The organism is Mycobacterium sp. ACS1612, assembly GCF_001667505.1.
In the GTDB taxonomy this organism is placed as follows: domain Bacteria; phylum Actinomycetota; class Actinomycetes; order Mycobacteriales; family Mycobacteriaceae; genus Mycobacterium.
On the sequence record NZ_LZHZ01000051.1, the window covers coordinates 142,814 to 157,520 of the forward strand.

The 14,707-nt window shown below is 66.4% G+C and carries 16 protein-coding genes; 9 read left to right on the plus strand and 7 right to left on the minus strand.

Going from position 1 to position 14,707, the window contains the following annotated elements; genetic code table 11:
- Positions 1-41 precede the first annotated feature (41 nt).
- From A5724_RS20670 to A5724_RS20690, 5 genes are read left to right on the plus strand one after another with little or no spacing between them, the layout of a single operon-like run.
- The gene (locus tag A5724_RS20670) at positions 42-2,549 is read left to right on the plus strand and encodes a SpoIIE family protein phosphatase (protein ID WP_067806303.1); all 2,508 of its coding nucleotides are present in this window, start codon (positions 42-44) and stop codon (positions 2,547-2,549) included.
- Positions 2,549-2,860 (plus strand): STAS domain-containing protein, encoded by a 312-nt coding sequence (locus A5724_RS20675; RefSeq protein ID WP_067806305.1) that lies wholly within the window; start codon positions 2,549-2,551, stop codon positions 2,858-2,860. Before A5724_RS20670 ends, A5724_RS20675 begins: the two co-directional genes overlap by 1 nt.
- Positions 2,861-2,900: 40 nt before the next feature.
- A complete protein-coding gene (locus A5724_RS20680; protein ID WP_067806308.1) occupies positions 2,901-3,224 on the plus strand; it encodes a helix-turn-helix transcriptional regulator in 324 nt (107 codons plus the stop codon).
- Entirely contained in the window at positions 3,221-3,697 is a 477-nt protein-coding gene (locus tag A5724_RS20685) for an SRPBCC family protein (protein ID WP_067806311.1), read from the plus strand. The genes A5724_RS20680 and A5724_RS20685 overlap by 4 nt, the downstream gene beginning before the upstream one ends.
- The gene (locus A5724_RS20690) at positions 3,694-4,317 is read left to right on the plus strand and encodes a maleylpyruvate isomerase family mycothiol-dependent enzyme (protein ID WP_067806315.1); all 624 of its coding nucleotides are present in this window, start codon (positions 3,694-3,696) and stop codon (positions 4,315-4,317) included. The genes A5724_RS20685 and A5724_RS20690 overlap by 4 nt, the downstream gene beginning before the upstream one ends.
- On the opposite strand, the gene A5724_RS20695 is transcribed toward A5724_RS20690, so the two are convergent.
- Genes A5724_RS20695 through A5724_RS20715 form a run of 5 tightly spaced genes read right to left on the minus strand, consistent with a single transcriptional unit; the run spans position 4,318 to position 8,786 of the window.
- On the minus strand, positions 4,318-5,361 hold the full coding sequence (locus tag A5724_RS20695) for a dihydrodipicolinate reductase (RefSeq protein WP_067806318.1): 1,044 nt from the start codon (positions 5,359-5,361) through the stop codon (positions 4,318-4,320).
- 10 nt (positions 5,362-5,371) lie between these two features.
- Positions 5,372-6,178, minus strand: coding sequence for an SDR family NAD(P)-dependent oxidoreductase (locus A5724_RS20700; protein WP_067806321.1), 807 nt, complete (start codon positions 6,176-6,178; stop codon positions 5,372-5,374).
- 12 nt (positions 6,179-6,190) lie between these two features.
- Complete coding sequence (locus A5724_RS20705) at positions 6,191-7,729, minus strand: FAD-binding protein (protein ID WP_067806324.1); 1,539 nt, start codon at positions 7,727-7,729, stop codon at positions 6,191-6,193.
- Positions 7,726-8,298, minus strand: coding sequence for a PaaI family thioesterase (locus tag A5724_RS20710; RefSeq protein ID WP_067806327.1), 573 nt, complete (start codon positions 8,296-8,298; stop codon positions 7,726-7,728). Before A5724_RS20710 ends, A5724_RS20705 begins: the two co-directional genes overlap by 4 nt.
- Positions 8,295-8,786 carry a flavin reductase family protein gene (locus tag A5724_RS20715; protein WP_067806330.1) on the minus strand — a complete coding sequence of 164 codons (492 nt, stop codon included), beginning with the start codon at positions 8,784-8,786 and terminating at the stop codon, positions 8,295-8,297. Before A5724_RS20715 ends, A5724_RS20710 begins: the two co-directional genes overlap by 4 nt.
- A 99-nt stretch (positions 8,787-8,885) precedes the next feature.
- On the opposite strand from A5724_RS20715, the gene A5724_RS20720 reads away from it, so the two are divergent.
- The gene (locus tag A5724_RS20720; protein ID WP_067806333.1) at positions 8,886-9,560 is read left to right on the plus strand and encodes a PadR family transcriptional regulator; all 675 of its coding nucleotides are present in this window, start codon (positions 8,886-8,888) and stop codon (positions 9,558-9,560) included.
- Here A5724_RS20720 and A5724_RS20725 read toward each other — a convergent pair whose 3' ends face one another.
- Positions 9,561-11,264, minus strand: a complete 1,704-nt coding sequence (locus A5724_RS20725) for a 3-ketosteroid-delta-1-dehydrogenase (RefSeq protein ID WP_067806336.1) — start codon at positions 11,262-11,264, stop codon at positions 9,561-9,563.
- Between the two features lie 102 nt (positions 11,265-11,366).
- On the opposite strand from A5724_RS20725, the gene A5724_RS20730 reads away from it, so the two are divergent.
- The 3 genes from A5724_RS20730 to A5724_RS20740 are packed head-to-tail and all read left to right on the plus strand — an operon-like array spanning position 11,367 to position 13,604.
- A complete protein-coding gene (locus tag A5724_RS20730) occupies positions 11,367-12,506 on the plus strand; it encodes a Rieske 2Fe-2S domain-containing protein (protein WP_067806340.1) in 1,140 nt (379 codons plus the stop codon).
- On the plus strand, positions 12,506-12,796 hold the full coding sequence (locus A5724_RS20735) for a ferredoxin (protein WP_067806341.1): 291 nt from the start codon (positions 12,506-12,508) through the stop codon (positions 12,794-12,796). Before A5724_RS20730 ends, A5724_RS20735 begins: the two co-directional genes overlap by 1 nt.
- Before the next feature lie 10 nt (positions 12,797-12,806).
- A complete protein-coding gene (locus A5724_RS20740; protein ID WP_067806344.1) occupies positions 12,807-13,604 on the plus strand; it encodes an SDR family NAD(P)-dependent oxidoreductase in 798 nt (265 codons plus the stop codon).
- A 3-nt stretch (positions 13,605-13,607) separates the two neighbouring features.
- Here A5724_RS20740 and A5724_RS20745 read toward each other — a convergent pair whose 3' ends face one another.
- A complete protein-coding gene (locus tag A5724_RS20745) occupies positions 13,608-14,684 on the minus strand; it encodes a hypothetical protein (RefSeq protein WP_067806347.1) in 1,077 nt (358 codons plus the stop codon).
- Positions 14,685-14,707: the final 23 nt, after the last annotated feature.

Consider the following 14,707-nt stretch of genomic DNA (forward strand, 5'->3'; position numbering starts at 1 on the left):
TCGCCTGCACCACCGGGGCCCAGCAACGATGATGGAGTTTTGTGGACAGCGAGGCCGACCGCGGCGAGCAGTACCAACTCGATGAGTTGAGGGCCGCCCGCGAACAGTTGGAGCAACTGGTGCGGGCCATCGTCGAGATCGGTTCCGATCTGGACCTCGATGTGACGTTGAAGCGCATCGTCAACGCGGCGATCGACCTGACCGGTGCCCGTTACGGGGCGCTGGGGATACGCGCGGCCGACGGCTCGTTGGTCTCCGGTGTGCATGCGGGTATCGACGACGAGACGGCCCGTCGCCTCGGTCAGCTGACGGTGGGCGACGGCCTGCGCCTCGACGATGTGAGTGCACATACCGACGCAGGCACCCCGCCGCTGCGGGCACTGCTCGGAATACCGATCACGGTGCGCGGAGCCGACTTTGGCACTCTCTACCTCGCCGACGACCGGCCCGGCCGGGCGTTCTCCGACGCCCATGAGGGCGCCGTGCGGGCCCTGGCGACCGCCGCCGCGGCCGCCATCGACAACGCGCGACTGTTCCAGCGCGAACGGGAAGCGGCCAAGTGGACCAGCGCCAGTCGCGAGATCACCACCGCGCTGCTGTCCGGCGATCCGCAGACCGGGCCACTACAACTCATCGTCAATCGGGCGCTCGAACTGGCCGACGCCGAGCAGGCCATTCTGCTGGTGCCGAAGGAACCCGACCTGCCCGCAGACCACGTCGACACCCTGGTCGTTGCCGCGACGGCGGGCCGATACTCCTCGCAGGTGATCGGCCAGCAGGTGCCGATGGACGGCTCCACCACCGGTGGTGTCGCGCGGCGGGGTCTGCCGCTGATCACGGACTCCTTCGAGTACCCGATCGAGGGGTTCACCGATGTCGGCCAGCGCTCGGCCATCGTCATCCCGCTGATCGCCGACGGCACCGCGCTCGGCGTCATCGCCGTCGCCCGCCAACCCCACCAGGCGCCATTCGGCAACGACTATCTGGATCTGGTCAACGATTTCGCCAGGCACGCCGCGATCGCCCTGGCGCTGGCGGCCGGTCGCGAGCATGCGCTGAACCAGGAACTGACCCAAGCCGACACCGTCGAGGAGGCGGTACACGCGGCGGCCGAAGAACTGCGGCGGCTCTGGCGGGCCCGTCGAGTACTGGCCGTCACCTTCCGAAACCCCGGCGAGACGTCCGACGGCACGCCGCATGTCGTTTCGGTCGGCGAAGACGTGAACTGGGCCGACTTGCCTGCGCAGACACGGCGCTCGCTCGACGAGATCCGCGAAGGTGACCACCTCAGCCCCTACGTCTCGACGTCCGGGGCCGCCGGCATTGCACTGGCACATCCAGAGGGCGTGCTGGTGGTTTGGATCGACCTGGCCGAGCAGCGCCCGTTCACCCTCGAAGATCAGACACTGCTGACGGTGTTGGCCGGGCGCCTCGGCCAGGGTCTGCAGCGGGTCCACCAGGTCGACAAGCAGCGCGAGACCGCGCTGGCCCTGCAGCACGCCATCCTCGGCCCGGCGCAGCCACCCGGCGGGTTCGCGGCGCGCTATCAGGCGGCCAGCCGTCCTCTCCAGGTGGGCGGTGACTGGTACGACATCGTCGACCTCGAGGACGGGCGCATCGCGCTGATCGTCGGCGATTGTGTCGGTCACGGCCTGGCGGCGGCCACCGTGATGGGGCAGGTGCGCAGCGCCTGCCGGGCCCTGCTGTTCGGTGATCCGAGCCCGGGCGCCGCATTGACGGGAATGGACCGCTTCGCCGCCCGGTTGCCCGGCGCCCGATGCACCACTGTCGTCTGCGCGGTGCTCGATCCGGATACCGGTGAGTTGGTGTACTCCAGCGCCGGGCACCCGCCGCCGATCATCGTCGAGTCCGACGGCACCACCCGGATGCTCGAGGACGGGCACACCATTGCCCTTGGCGTGCGCCCGAATTGGTCGCGCCCCGAAGCCCGCGTCACCATCCCGCCGCACGCGACCCTGCTGCTGTACACCGACGGGCTCGTCGAACGCCGCAGAGCAGGGGTCGACGCCGGAATCTCGCGCGTCGCCGAGGTGGTTCGCGACGGCCGGACCGCGACGCTGGATGAGCTGGCCAACCAGATCATGTCCGGGGTCGCGCCCAGTGAGGGCTATCAGGACGACGTGGTGGTCCTGCTCTACCGCCAACCCGGCCCGCTGGACCTCGAATTCCCGGCGCGGACAAGCCAACTCGCGCCCGTGCGCGCGGCTCTGCGACGCTGGCTGACAGAGGCCAAGGTGCCTCCGGACCGCAGCATGGACCTGCTGGTCGCGGCTGGGGAGGCCGTCGCCAACTCGATCGAACACGGTCACCGCGACAGCCCCGGCGGCACCATCCGGATGAACGCGACCTCGATGGCCGACCGGGTCCACTTGACCATCGCCGACACCGGCTCGTGGAAAACGCCTGAGCTGGTTGCCCATTCGACACGCGGACGAGGCATCGCGCTGATGCGTGGCCTCATGGAGGAGGTCGCCATCAAATCCGACGCCGACGGCACCACCGTGCACCTGACCGCCAGGATCGCATAGTGCCGACATCACTGACCCTCGACACCAGCCATCACGGCGGGAACATGATCCTCAGGGCCGCAGGGGAAATCGACCTGAGCAATATCGATGCGTTCAAGCAGGCGCTCACGAGTTCGGCAGCCGAGGCCGCCGCGGGCGGTGTGCCGTTGACGGTCGACCTGGCAGCGATCGAATACCTGGACAGCGCAGCCATCAACGTGTTGTACAGCCAGGCCGACCGCATTCGTCTCATCGCCAACCCGTTGCTGATGCGCGGACTGGCCATCAGCGGTCTTTCCGAACTGCTCACCATCGACTCGCCGCCGCGCTGACCGGTTGCCACCACGAACGGTAAGTAGTAACTTACCGTTCGTGTCCACTTACCAAGAGGCCGACGCCTGGGTGGCGCTGGCCGACCGCACCAGGCGGTCGATCGTGGAACACCTCGCGCACGGCCCGATGGCCGTTGGTGACCTCTCGAGACACCTGCCGGTGAGCAGGCCCGCGGTATCGCAGCATCTCAAGGTGCTGAAGTGCGCGGGGTTGGTGCGCGACCACGCCGTCGGCACGCGTCGCGTCTATCAACTGGACCCGTCCGGGCTGGAGTCGCTGCGGGCCGACCTCGACCGGTTCTGGGCGCAGGCACTGGCGGGCTTCAAACACACCGTCGAACATCTGGAAGGAGACGAACCGTGACACGAGCACAGCCGCTGACCGTCCGTCATCACGTGGTCGTCGACGCCCCGATCGAGCGGGCGTTCGGCGTGTTCACCGAGCGATTCGGTGACTTCAAGCCGCGCGAGCACAACCTGCTGAGCGTGCCCATCGCCGAGACGGTGTTCGAGCCCCGCGTCGGCGGGCACATCTACGACCGCGGCGAGGACGGCAGCCTGTGCAAGTGGGCCCGCATCGTCGTGTTCGAACCGCCGAACCGCGTCGTGTTCACCTGGGACATCGGGCCCACGTGGCGGGTGGAGACCGACCTGAGCCGGACCAGTGAGGTCGAGGTCCGGTTCACCGCCGAGAGCGACCAGCGCACCCGCGTCGAACTGGAACACCGGCACATCGAACGGCACGGCGACGGGTGGCAGTCCGTAAAGGCAGGCGTCGACGGGGACGCGGGCTGGCCGCTGTACCTGGGCCGCTATGCCGGCCTGTTCGGCCGATGACCTCGGACGTCATGCAGCGGGCGCGTGCCGAGCGTGACGAGTTCGCAACGCTTTTGGAGAGCCTGACGCCGCAGCAGTGGGACAGCCCGACGCTGTGCGAGCGCTGGCGGGTCCGTGATGTCGTCGCGCACGTCATCGGCTTTGACCCGCTGAGCCGCGGACAGCTTGTACGCCGAATGGCCAAGGGGCTGCTGACCCGCGGCGGAGCCAACGCGATCCTGGTCGCGGAATATGCGAACGCCGCGCCGGAAGAGTTGACCGCGCTGATGCGCCGGTACGCCGTTCCGCACGGGTTGACGGCGGGTTTCGGCGGCAGGATCGCACTGACCGACGGGATGATCCACCAGCAGGACATCCGCAGACCCCTCGGGATGCCACGTGTTATCCCCGCCGAATCACTGCGCATCGCACTCGATTTCACCGCGTGGTCGCCGCGTCTTCTGGGGGCCGTGCGGGCTCGCGGGGTGCGTCTGGTCGCCACCGATGTCGACTGGGCGTACGGCAAGGGCCCGGACGTGCGGGGCAGCGGCGAAGCGGTGCTGATGGCGATGGCCGGCCGCCGCGCCGCCCTGGACGATCTGGACGGCCCGGGCAAAGCCAAACTGGCCCAACGGTTTTAGCTAGCCCATGAAGCGACCGGTGATCGGCGGCAGGTCCTTGAGCGTGACGATCCCCGGCGGCGCCGCGACGACGGCGGGCACCGCGTTGGTCACCGGCAGGGCGGTGTAGATCATGCCCAGTCCCATGAAGCCGGGTTCGGTCCAGTCCTTCGGCGGCAGGCAGTGCAGCACGGTGCGCATGTTGGGCAGCCCGAACACCTGGACCACGTGGCCGTGCTCCAGCGGTTTCGGCGGCGTGACGTGGTCGCCCATGGTCCAGTTGAAGCCCACGCTGACCACGTTGCGGTCACCGACCCAGCCGCGGTGGTAACCCATCACGCCGGCCACGGTGCCGTTCGGAATCTGCATGAAGCCGAGGTCGGTGTCGCCTGTCGCGGCCGTGAAGGTGACGTCGAACGTCATCCTGTCGAGTCGGGCGCCGATCGCGTCGGCCATCATCGCCGCCGACTCGGCGAACACCTCGCTTTCGCGCCGCACGCTCTCGGCGAGTCCGGGGGTGTCGGGATCCTGCGAGAAGCCCATCGCCGTCTGCGTGCCCGCCGATTCATAGGTCGAGCAGTCCACCGACTCGGTGATGCGGATCTCGTCGACCCGCTCGCACGACCCGCTCAGCACCATTCCGACCAGGTTGGTCATCCCCGGATGGGCGCCGCTGCCGAAGATCGTGGAATTGCCTTTCTCGCAAGCTTTTCGGATGCGATCCAGGTCTTCCGGTGACTGCTTGCCGCCGGTGATCCACGCCGCGCTCGAGCACACATTGACGCCGGATTCGAGCAATCGGGCCAACTCGTCGATGTTCGGCCACAGCGGGTTGTAACAACACGCGTCGGGCCGCAGAGCCAGCAGCGCGTCGATGTCGTTGGTGGCGGTGACGCCGGTGGGCTCCGGCCAACCGGACAACTCCGCGGCGTCGACGCCCACCTTGTCGGCCCCGTGCGCGTACACGCCGACCAGTTCCATGTCGTCGCGCCCGATGATCGCGTGTAGCGAGCGTCGTCCGATGTTGCCGGTGGTCCACTGGATGACGCGGAGAGGTTTGCTCATTGGCAGCAATTTACATGTGGGTGCCGCCGTCGACACGGACCTCGGTTCCGGTGACAAAATAGGCGTCCGACGAGGCCAACATCGCGACGACGGCAGCGACGGCATCCGGTTTGGCGAACATCCCGCCGCCCTCGACGGGAAGCAGCGACATGATCTTGCCCATGAGTGAGAAGTCCGCGTCGGCAGGCAATCCCGGTCCGATGCTCTGCTTGGACTCCCCGGTGCCGTCGGTCATACCCGACGAAATCGAGCCCGGCTGAACCGAATTGAACCTTATCCGGTCTTTAACGAACTCCAGCGCCAACGCGTGCGTCATCGCCTGGACGCCCGCCTTGGATGCGGCGTATGCCGACATGTACGGGTGCGCGAACGCCGCCGAGGTCGAACTGAAGTTGACCACCGCGGGATCGTTGCCTTCCCGCAGGGCGGGCAGCGCGGCGCGGATCACCAGGAACGTACCGATGAGGTTGATCCGCAGCACCTGCTCGAAGTCGGCCAGGCTGGTGTCCAGGAAATGCGCCGAACGAAGTATGCCCGCGGCGTTGACGAGGGCGTCCAGGCCGCCGAGTCGGCGCACCGCCTCGGCCACCCCCTCGGTGACGGACTGCTCGCTGGCGACGTCGACGACCACGGTGCTCAGTCTTTCGCCGTGGCGTTGTGCCTTGGCGACGGTGTCTTTGAGCCCGGCCTCGCTGATATCGGCGGCCACCACCTGCCCGCCCTCGTCGAGTATCCGCAGCACGGTCGCCTGCCCGATGCCCGATCCACCGCCGGTGACCAGGACGCGACGGTCCGAGAATCGCTCGAGCGATGCCATAGTCAGTTCCTCTCAGATTCCAGTTGCCATGTCGAGTGCGGCCAAGTGGCTGAACAACATCGACGCGCCGATCGGGATGCCGCCGCCGGGATAGACGGTTCCGGTGACTGCAGCCATGGTGTTGCCCGCGGCGTACAGCCCGCGGATCGGGTTTCCGTCGGTGTCCTGCACGCGGGCACGGCTGTCGGTGACCAGTCCGCCCTTGGTGCCGAGGTCGGACAGCCCGAACGCGGCGGCGTGGTAGGGCGCGGTGTCGATGGGCACCATCGGAGGCAGGCCACCCGAGAACGCCCGGTCGTAGGCCTCGTCGCCGCGGCCGAAGTCGTCATCGACCCCGGCGGCGACGAATTCGTTGAACCGCTTTACCGTCCGCACCAGATTGTCGGCGTCCACCCCGATCTCGGCCGCAAGCTCACACAGCGTGTCCGCGGTGTGCCACAGGCCCGCCTCGACGTAGCGGTGCGGCTCGACCATCGACACGTTGGTGGCCTGCACAGGCGGGACGGCGCCGTCACGATCGTCGTAGACCATCCAGAACGGCATAGTCATTGCGCCGCTTGCTAACTGGCTGATGATGGCCTTGCCGATCCGGTCGTAGGGGGCGGATTCGTTGACGAACCGCCTGCCGTCCTGGTCGACGAAGATGCCGCCGGTGAACCACAGCGCGAACGCCGACCGTCCGTCGGGGTGGTGCAATCCCGGTGACCACCACGCCTGGTCCATCAGATCGGTTGCCGCCCCCACGGCGATGCCTGCCTGAAGCGCCAGCCCCAGATTGGCAGGCGCACCCATCGTGTCTCTGGCGTCGCCGGGGACGCCGAACCGCTCACGCAACGTGGGATTGTTCTCGAAACCGCCTGTCGCCAGCAGGACCCCGCGGCGGGCGCGGATCGCGCGGCGGCGGCCGTCCTGCTCGACGACGGCGCCTTCGACACGGCCGTCGATGGTCACCAACTCGACCAGCGGGCTGTTCAGGTGCACCGAGGCGTGCGGATAGGACGTGATCGCGGACAGCAGGCGACCGATCAGTGCCCGCCCGCCGCTGAGGTACTTCGGCCGTGGGGTGCCTAGCCGTTCGGTGTCCAGCGGGCCGCGGATCCGGTCGGCCAAGTCGCCGAGGGCTTCGGCGCGAAAGGGTCTGCAGACCGTGTGCCGCATCCCGTCGAGGCGCGCGTGCGGCAATCGGCCGTAGTAGTCCGGCCATGGCAGGACGTCGAACTCGAAATGGTCGTCGGCTTCGAGGTAGGCGATGAGGTCGGCACCGCCGTAGACGTAAGCGCGTTGCAGTTCGATCGGGGTGCGATCGCCGACTGCGGCGTGGAAGTACGCGAACGCGTCGTCGAGGGTGTCGTCGCTGCCCGCCCGGCGCAGCGCCGGGTTGCAGGGAAACCACATCCCGCCGCCGCCCGAGTAAGCGGTGGTGCCGCCGAACTGGACGCTCGCCTCCATCACCATGACGGACAGTCCCTCGCGGGCGGCCGTGTAGGCGCCGACCAGCCCGCCACCGGATCCGGCAACGATCACGTCGGTATCGTCGTCCCAGGTCGTCACCGCCTGGCTTCCTTCGGATGGATGAACACGCCCTCAGCTTGAACGGTGACGCCGTTCTCGTCAGCGATATGCCCCACGGCGAATATCTTCGATCCGTCGACCCGGTCGACGTGGGCCTCCGCGCGCAGCGGTTGTCCAAGCGGTGTGCCGCGTAGATAGCGCAGCGTCAGCGTGCCTGTGTACGCGGGCTTGCCCGGCAGATGGGCGGTCGCACCGAGGACGTGGTCGAGGATCAAAGCGCAAATCCCGCCGTGGACGTGCCCAGGCGGACCTTCGTAGGCGGCGCCGAGCGCGAACTCGCTGGACACCACGCCGTCGGCGTCGTGACGAATCGTCAAGGGTGGCGCGACCGGATTGCGCAGGCCGACGACGACATTGCCCCATGCGATGGATTGCCCGTCGGGTGAGGATTGCACTCCAAACGACCCGGGCATCAGTGCGTCGCTCAATTGCGCTGTGGCCCAGTCGACCTTGTCCTTCACCGCTGCAACGGTCCTCGGATCCACCTCGGTCCGGATGGTGGCCTCTATCAAACGTCGCACCGATGCGGCGAGTTGGTGGGTGCTCACGCGAATCGCCCGTAGCCGCCGCGGTAGAACAACAGCGGACGGCGGCCCTCGAATGCATGCAGACCGGTGACGTGCGCGACGACGATCGTGTGGTCACCTGCTGTGTGTTCGAACTCGAGATCGGCTTCGATCGTCGCGAGCGCCCCGTCCAGCACCGGCGCGCCATTGTCGCCCTGCCTCCAGTGGATGCCGGCGAACTTGTCAGCACCGCCGGCGCCGAACTGTGCGCACACCGCGTACTGATCGTCGGAAAGGATGTTGATGCACAGCCGCCCACTCGCGCGTATCGCCGGCCAACTGGACGACGTGTGCGCCGGGCAGAATGACACATACGGCGGATCGAGCGACACCGACGTCACCGACTGGCAGGCGAAACCCAGCGGGCGCTCGCCGTTGTGCCCGGTGATCACGGCTACGCCGGTGCAGAAATGCCCCAGCACGGTCCGCATCGTCGCCGGATCGGGTGCGTCGAGTCTGGCACTGGTCATCCTTGCAGCGTGCAATGCGGTGCGGAGCGAGGACAACACCGCGTCCCAACCAGCGGTGAGTGACGAATCGGCTGTGGCCTGTGTTGTTAATCTGACGAAGTGGCGGACGGCGATCAACCGGGCAAGCCGAACTTGGCGGCGACCAGTTGGGCGCTGTTGGGCATGCTTTCGTACGAGTACGAGCTGTCCGGCTACGACATCCGCAAGTGGATCGACTGGAGCATGCGGTTCTTCTACGGGAGTCCGGCGTACAGCCAGATCTACTCGGAGCTGAAGAAGCTGGAGCAACTCGGATTGGTGACGTCGCGGGTCGAGAACAGCGCTGGCACCCGTAATCGCAGGCTGTACAAGATCACCGACGCGGGTCTCGACGCCGTGACGCGGTGGGCGAACGAGGCGCCGCTTGATCCGCCCGTGCTCAAGCACACCCCGCTGCTACGAGTGACTTTCGGACATCTCACCAATCCGGCCAGGCTGAAAGAGATCTTGCAGGAACACCTCGCGTACGCCGACGAGATGCATCGCAACGCGGCCAAGGACGCGAAGTGGGCCGGCGCGGACCCGTCGTGGGCATATGCGCGAGTCGCGTTGCAGTGGGCGGAGCGCTATTACGCCAACGAGCGTGAACTGACGTTGAAGATGATCAAGGAACTCGACGAGGCGGAGGCCACCTTCCCACACGCTGGTGACGGTGGGCCGGCCAAGATCCCTTGGCCAGCACCGGAATACTGGTACGAAATCGAGAAGAAGGCCGACGCCGACGATTCCGACTGATTATCTCCCGGCCGCGTCGAGCGCCGCAATGTAGCCGAACACCAAACCCTGTGCGATGGTCGCGCCCGCACCGGGATAGGTGGCCCCGAATGCGTTGGCTGCGGTGTTGCCGATCGCGTACAGGCCGTCGATCGCGGTGCCGTCCTCGCGCAGCACCCTGGCGCGCTCGTCGGCGCGCAGACCGCCGCAGGTGCCGAGGTCGCTGAGCACCATCTTCACCGCGTAGAACGGTCCCTGGTCGACGGCGCGCAGATTCGGGTTCGGCGTCACGGTCGGGTCGCCGTAGTAACGATCATAAGCACTTTGCCCCCGTTGGAAATCGGAATCCTCTCCCGCACAGGACATTTCGTTGAAGCGGGCCACGGTGGCGGCGAATTGCTCGGCAGGAACACCGATCAGGCGCCCCAGGCCCGCAATGTTGTCCGAGTGGCCAGCGATGCCCGCGTCGTACCACGCCGGGGGGATGCGCATACGCGGAAAGAGTTCGGCACCGAAGACATAGCTGTTGCGATACTTCTGGTCGAAGACGATCCACATCGTTTCCACCGGAGTGCCTGAGCGCTCCAGCTCCAACAGCCGCTGCCCGAACGACATGTAGTCGGTTGCCTCGTTCACGAACCGCTTGCCGTGCTGGTCGACGATCAATGAGCCGGGCAGCGACCGCTCGGCCAGCATGACCACGGGCGCTCCGCCAGGCAGGGGTGCCACCGCAGGGAACCACCACGCCTGGTCCATGAGATCGATTGCGGCACCAGCCTCTTGGGCCGTTCGGATCGCGTCACCGGTATTTGTCTCGGCACCCAGACTCATGTGCTTGGCCAGCGATTCGGACTGAAATTTCCATCGCATGTCCATGCTGTGGTCGAAACCGCCCGCGGCCAGCACAACCCCCCGTCGGGCGGTCACGGTGATTTCCCGCCCGCCCGCAGCGACGACTGCCCCGGTGACCTTGGCGCCCGCAGAGGTCAAGCGCATCAGTGCCGAATCAGTCCATATCGGAATGCCTGCCCGCAGCACGCCCGCGAACATGCCTGCGGCGAGCGCCTGACCGCCTGCGGCATAGCGCCTGCCCAGCAGCAGGCCGCCGACGCCCTGGCCCAACCGCTTTGCGATGAGCGGAAGACCTTTGCGCGGGACCCGGGCCATCAAGTTCATCCACCGGTAGTCCGCTCCGGTCGTCGGCATCGGGATCGATGCCTTCATCACGCCGGGACGCAGCTTCGATCGGTATTGTCCGAGCACCGATGTGTTGAACGGCCTGCACTCGCAGGTGCGTCCGGCGGCGGTCCCGCCTGGCTGTTCGGGGTGATAGTCGGAGTAGTCCCGCGCCCACATGAAACGCATCGGTGTCGTGCGGGTCAGCATCGCGACCGTCTCGGCGAGATGCGTCAGGAACGCTGCGGAGCGCTGCGGTGGCGCCGTGGTGCCGACGACGGACTCGAGGTAGGTGGTCGCGTGGGCCAGCGTGTCGCCTGCGCCGCGTTCCTCGAGAATCGGAGTCGCGGGCAGCCACAATGCGCCCCCGGACCGGGCGGTTGACCCGCCGACGTACGACGATTTCTCGACGATCAGCACCGACAAGCCCCGTTCGGCGGCCGCCAGTGCCGCAGCCATGCCTGTGCCAGAGCCGACGACGAGCAAATCGACCGTGGCGTCGCCGACGGGTGAGTCGGCGGGGATGGCGGTGGGTTGAGCAGTCGTCACGGGTTTCGACAGTAGGTCGCAAGATCGGCCATGCGGTGGCTTTTTCCCTGCCAGCGGGACGATCGCCCCCAAAGCCGGTGCCACGGTTGTAGAACCAAGGTCATGACGTTGCAGTCAGGTATCGACGAAATTCGGCATATCGAAGCCGACGCTGCTCCGGCGAGATTCGCCCGAGGCTGGCACTGTTTAGGACTCATCAGGGATTTCGGTGACGGCAGGCCGCACGCGATTCACGCGTTCGGGACGAAGCTGGTGGTTTTTCGAAGCGGGGACGGCAGGATCAACGTCCTCGACGGCTATTGCAGGCACATGGGCGGCGACTTGACCCAGGGGGAGGTCAAGGGCGACGAAATCGCCTGCCCGTTCCACGACTGGCGCTGGGGCGGTGACGGTCGCTGCAAGAAGGTGCCCTATAGCAAACGGGTACCGAAACTGGCCCGCACTGCGACGTGGACCACGCTCGAACAGGACGGGATGTTGTTCGTGTGGAACGACCCCGAGCGCAAGCCACCGCCGCCGGATGTCACCATTCCGCGGATCGAGGGCGCGACCAGCGACGAGTGGACCGACTGGCACTGGTACACCACCGTCGTCAACACCAACTGTCGCGAGATCATCGACAACGTCGTCGACATGGCGCACTTCTTCTACATTCACGGATCGCTGCCGACGCACTTCAAGAACATCTTCGAAGGCCAGGTCGCAACCCAGTACATGAACAGCGCGGGTCGGCCCGACATCGGCGAGCCCGGGGCGACGCGGATGCTGGGAACCACGTCGGTGGCATCGTATTTCGGGCCGTCATTCATGATCGACGACCTGACCTACCACTACGAGGACGTCGATCACAAGACCATCCTGATCAACTGCCATTATCCGATCGACGCGAATTCCTTTGTGTTGCAATATGGCATCATCGTCAAGAAGTCGGCGGCGTTGCCGGAGGACCTCGCGATGGATACCGCGATCGGTCTCGGTGATTTCGTCAAGATGGGCTTCGAGCAGGACGTCGAGATATGGAAGAACAAGGCGCGCATCGACAATCCGCTGCTGTGCGAGGAGGATGGGCCCGTCTATCAGCTCCGGCGTTGGTATCAGCAGTTCTACGTCGACGCCGCGGATGTGGCGCCGGACATGGTGGATCGTTTCGAGTATGAACTCGACACCACCAGCCCGAACGAAGAATGGATGAAGGTGGTCAACGCGAACCTTGCCGCGAGGACGGCTGCGGGAACCACCTGATGACCGTCCGGCCCGACAATCGGTACGCAGACCGCCCGATGGTGCCCGTGGCATGCCACCGCTGCGGAGCATGTGTACTGGTGCGCAAGAGCAGCTGGAACCAGACCAGCGTGCAATGGACCGCCGAGGCGTCTGGGCGCTGCCTGGAACGTCGCGAGGCGAATGACCTCGCGGCGCATTCGGCGCGGGGTCTGTTCCTGGGCTGCTCGGCGCTGAGAGAGTCGATCCTCGGCGCCGTCCGTCACGGCGAATTACCGGTAGCGGATGAGACCGCCGCGGTGACAACGTAGCTTCGAACCCGTGACACGTGTTGCGGTGGTGACCGGCGCGAGCCGGGGCGCGGGACGCGGCATCGCCGCGGCGCTGGTCGCCGACGGCTGGCTGGTTTATCTGACCGGCAGAACAGTGACTGACCCTGGCGACGGCGGAATCGCGGTGCAAGTCGACCACACCGACGACCGTGCGGTTGGCGGGCTGTTCGAGCGAATCGAAGCAGAAAGCGGCCGGCTCGATCTGTTGGTGAACAACGCCGCGGCCATCCACGACGATCTGACGAATCCAAAACCGTTCTGGCGCAAGCCGATCGAACTGGCCGATGTGCTCGACGTCGGGCTGCGGTCCGCCTACGTGGCGGCATGGCACGCCGCGCCACTGCTGGTGCGCCAGGACCGCGGCCTGATCGCGTTCACCTCCTCGCCTGGATCGGTCTGTTACATGCACGGTCCCGCCTATGGCGCCCAGAAGGCGGGCGTGGACAAGATGGCCGCCGACATGGCGGTTGACTTCCGCGGCACCGGCGTCGCCACCGTGTCGATCTGGATGGGCATCCTGCTGACCGAACGGTTTCGCAGCGCGTTCGCCGGCCATCCTGACGCGCTCGCCGAGACCGCCAAGCACGCCGAGACCCCGGGTTTCACAGGGCATTTGATCAACGCGTTGTACCACGATCCCGGTCTCGCCGAACTGTCCGGTCATACCGTGATCGGGGCAGAGCTGGCGCTGCGCTACGGCATCACCGATGAGCAGGGTCGGCAACCTCCGTCGCACCGGGAGATGCTGGGCGCGCCGCGGACGCCGAGTTCGGTGGTCGTGCGGTGACGGTCAGGTCAGCTGGAAGGCGCTGAGCGGAGCCTCCTGTGGATACAGGGCCGGGCCGCCGAGGTCGTACGCGGCGTTGAGGGCCCCGATGAACTCGGCGTCATGCAGCGGGTCACTGGGCATCGCAAGCTTCAGTCCCTTGGAGTTGACATCGTCGACCATCGTCTCGATGGCCCGTTCGATCGTCAGGTCGTCGGTGCCGTCCATGTTCTTCTTCAGCTCGTCGAGATCGGCGAACACCTCGGCCGACCAGTGCACCAGGAAACGCAGTTCGTCGGTGTGATGGCGTGCGATCACGTCGTCGCCGTTCTTGAGCAGCCAGTGATCACGGTCGGCGGGGTCGCCGGTGAACACCGTGTCGAAGCGCAGGCCCGCCGGAACCTGTTGATCCAGTGGGCCGTTCGCTTCACCGCGGTGCACCATCATTTCGTTCTGCACCACTACGCCGCGGTTGTTGATCGGCGGCAGGATGCGCTGGGGGGCCTTCAGCGGCCCGTCAGGCCAGTAGGTGAAACCGCTGCCCTCGTCGAGTGAGAACCAGGTGATCACCTGCGCCATCTTGATCAGGTAATCGTTGAACAAGCCGGATTTGCCCATCACGCTGCACAGCCAGGTCGGTGCGTTCTCGTGGCGCACGCCGCGGAAGCTCGGCGAGTCGAGATGGCCGGGGTCGCGGTTGGCGCACGGGCCGTTGATGTTGAACAGCATCAGTTCCGGCTTGGCGTACTGGGCGCCCCAGTAACTCTTGGCCATGTTCAAAAACGATTCGTTGTAGAACACGTCGTGCAGTTCGGGGTAGAGCACGGCGCCGTAGTTGGCGAGATACCCGCGGAAGGTCGGGGTGAGGAACAGATCCAGCGAGGGCTCGAATCCGTCGGGGAACATGCCGCTCATCGTCGCCATCAACTCTTCGGCCGACGCGAAGTGCTGGGCGATGATCAGCTTCCACGGGCCCTGAGTGCGGACGACTTCGAGCAGTCGCTGCTCTTGGTCTTCGGTGTAGACGTCGTCGATTTCCCGCGGCGGCGCGGCGGGCCGCAACACGTCGGAAAGCTCCATGCGCCGCTCGTCGGTGAGCATCAATCGTCTCCTTACTCCACAGG

Coding starts and splice junctions, on each gene's coding strand:
- A5724_RS20730 (WP_067806340.1), top strand. CDS start 11,367: ATGACGTTGCAGTCAGGTATCGACGAAATTCGGCATATCGAAGCCGAC.
- A5724_RS20695 (WP_067806318.1), bottom strand. CDS start 5,361: ATGAGCAAACCTCTCCGCGTCATCCAGTGGACCACCGGCAACATCGGA.
- A5724_RS20735 (WP_067806341.1), top strand. CDS start 12,506: ATGACCGTCCGGCCCGACAATCGGTACGCAGACCGCCCGATGGTGCCC.
- A5724_RS20700 (WP_067806321.1), bottom strand. CDS start 6,178: ATGGCATCGCTCGAGCGATTCTCGGACCGTCGCGTCCTGGTCACCGGC.
- A5724_RS20690 (WP_067806315.1), top strand. CDS start 3,694: ATGACCTCGGACGTCATGCAGCGGGCGCGTGCCGAGCGTGACGAGTTC.
- A5724_RS20745 (WP_067806347.1), bottom strand. CDS start 14,684: ATGCTCACCGACGAGCGGCGCATGGAGCTTTCCGACGTGTTGCGGCCC.
- A5724_RS20715 (WP_067806330.1), bottom strand. CDS start 8,786: ATGACCAGTGCCAGACTCGACGCACCCGATCCGGCGACGATGCGGACC.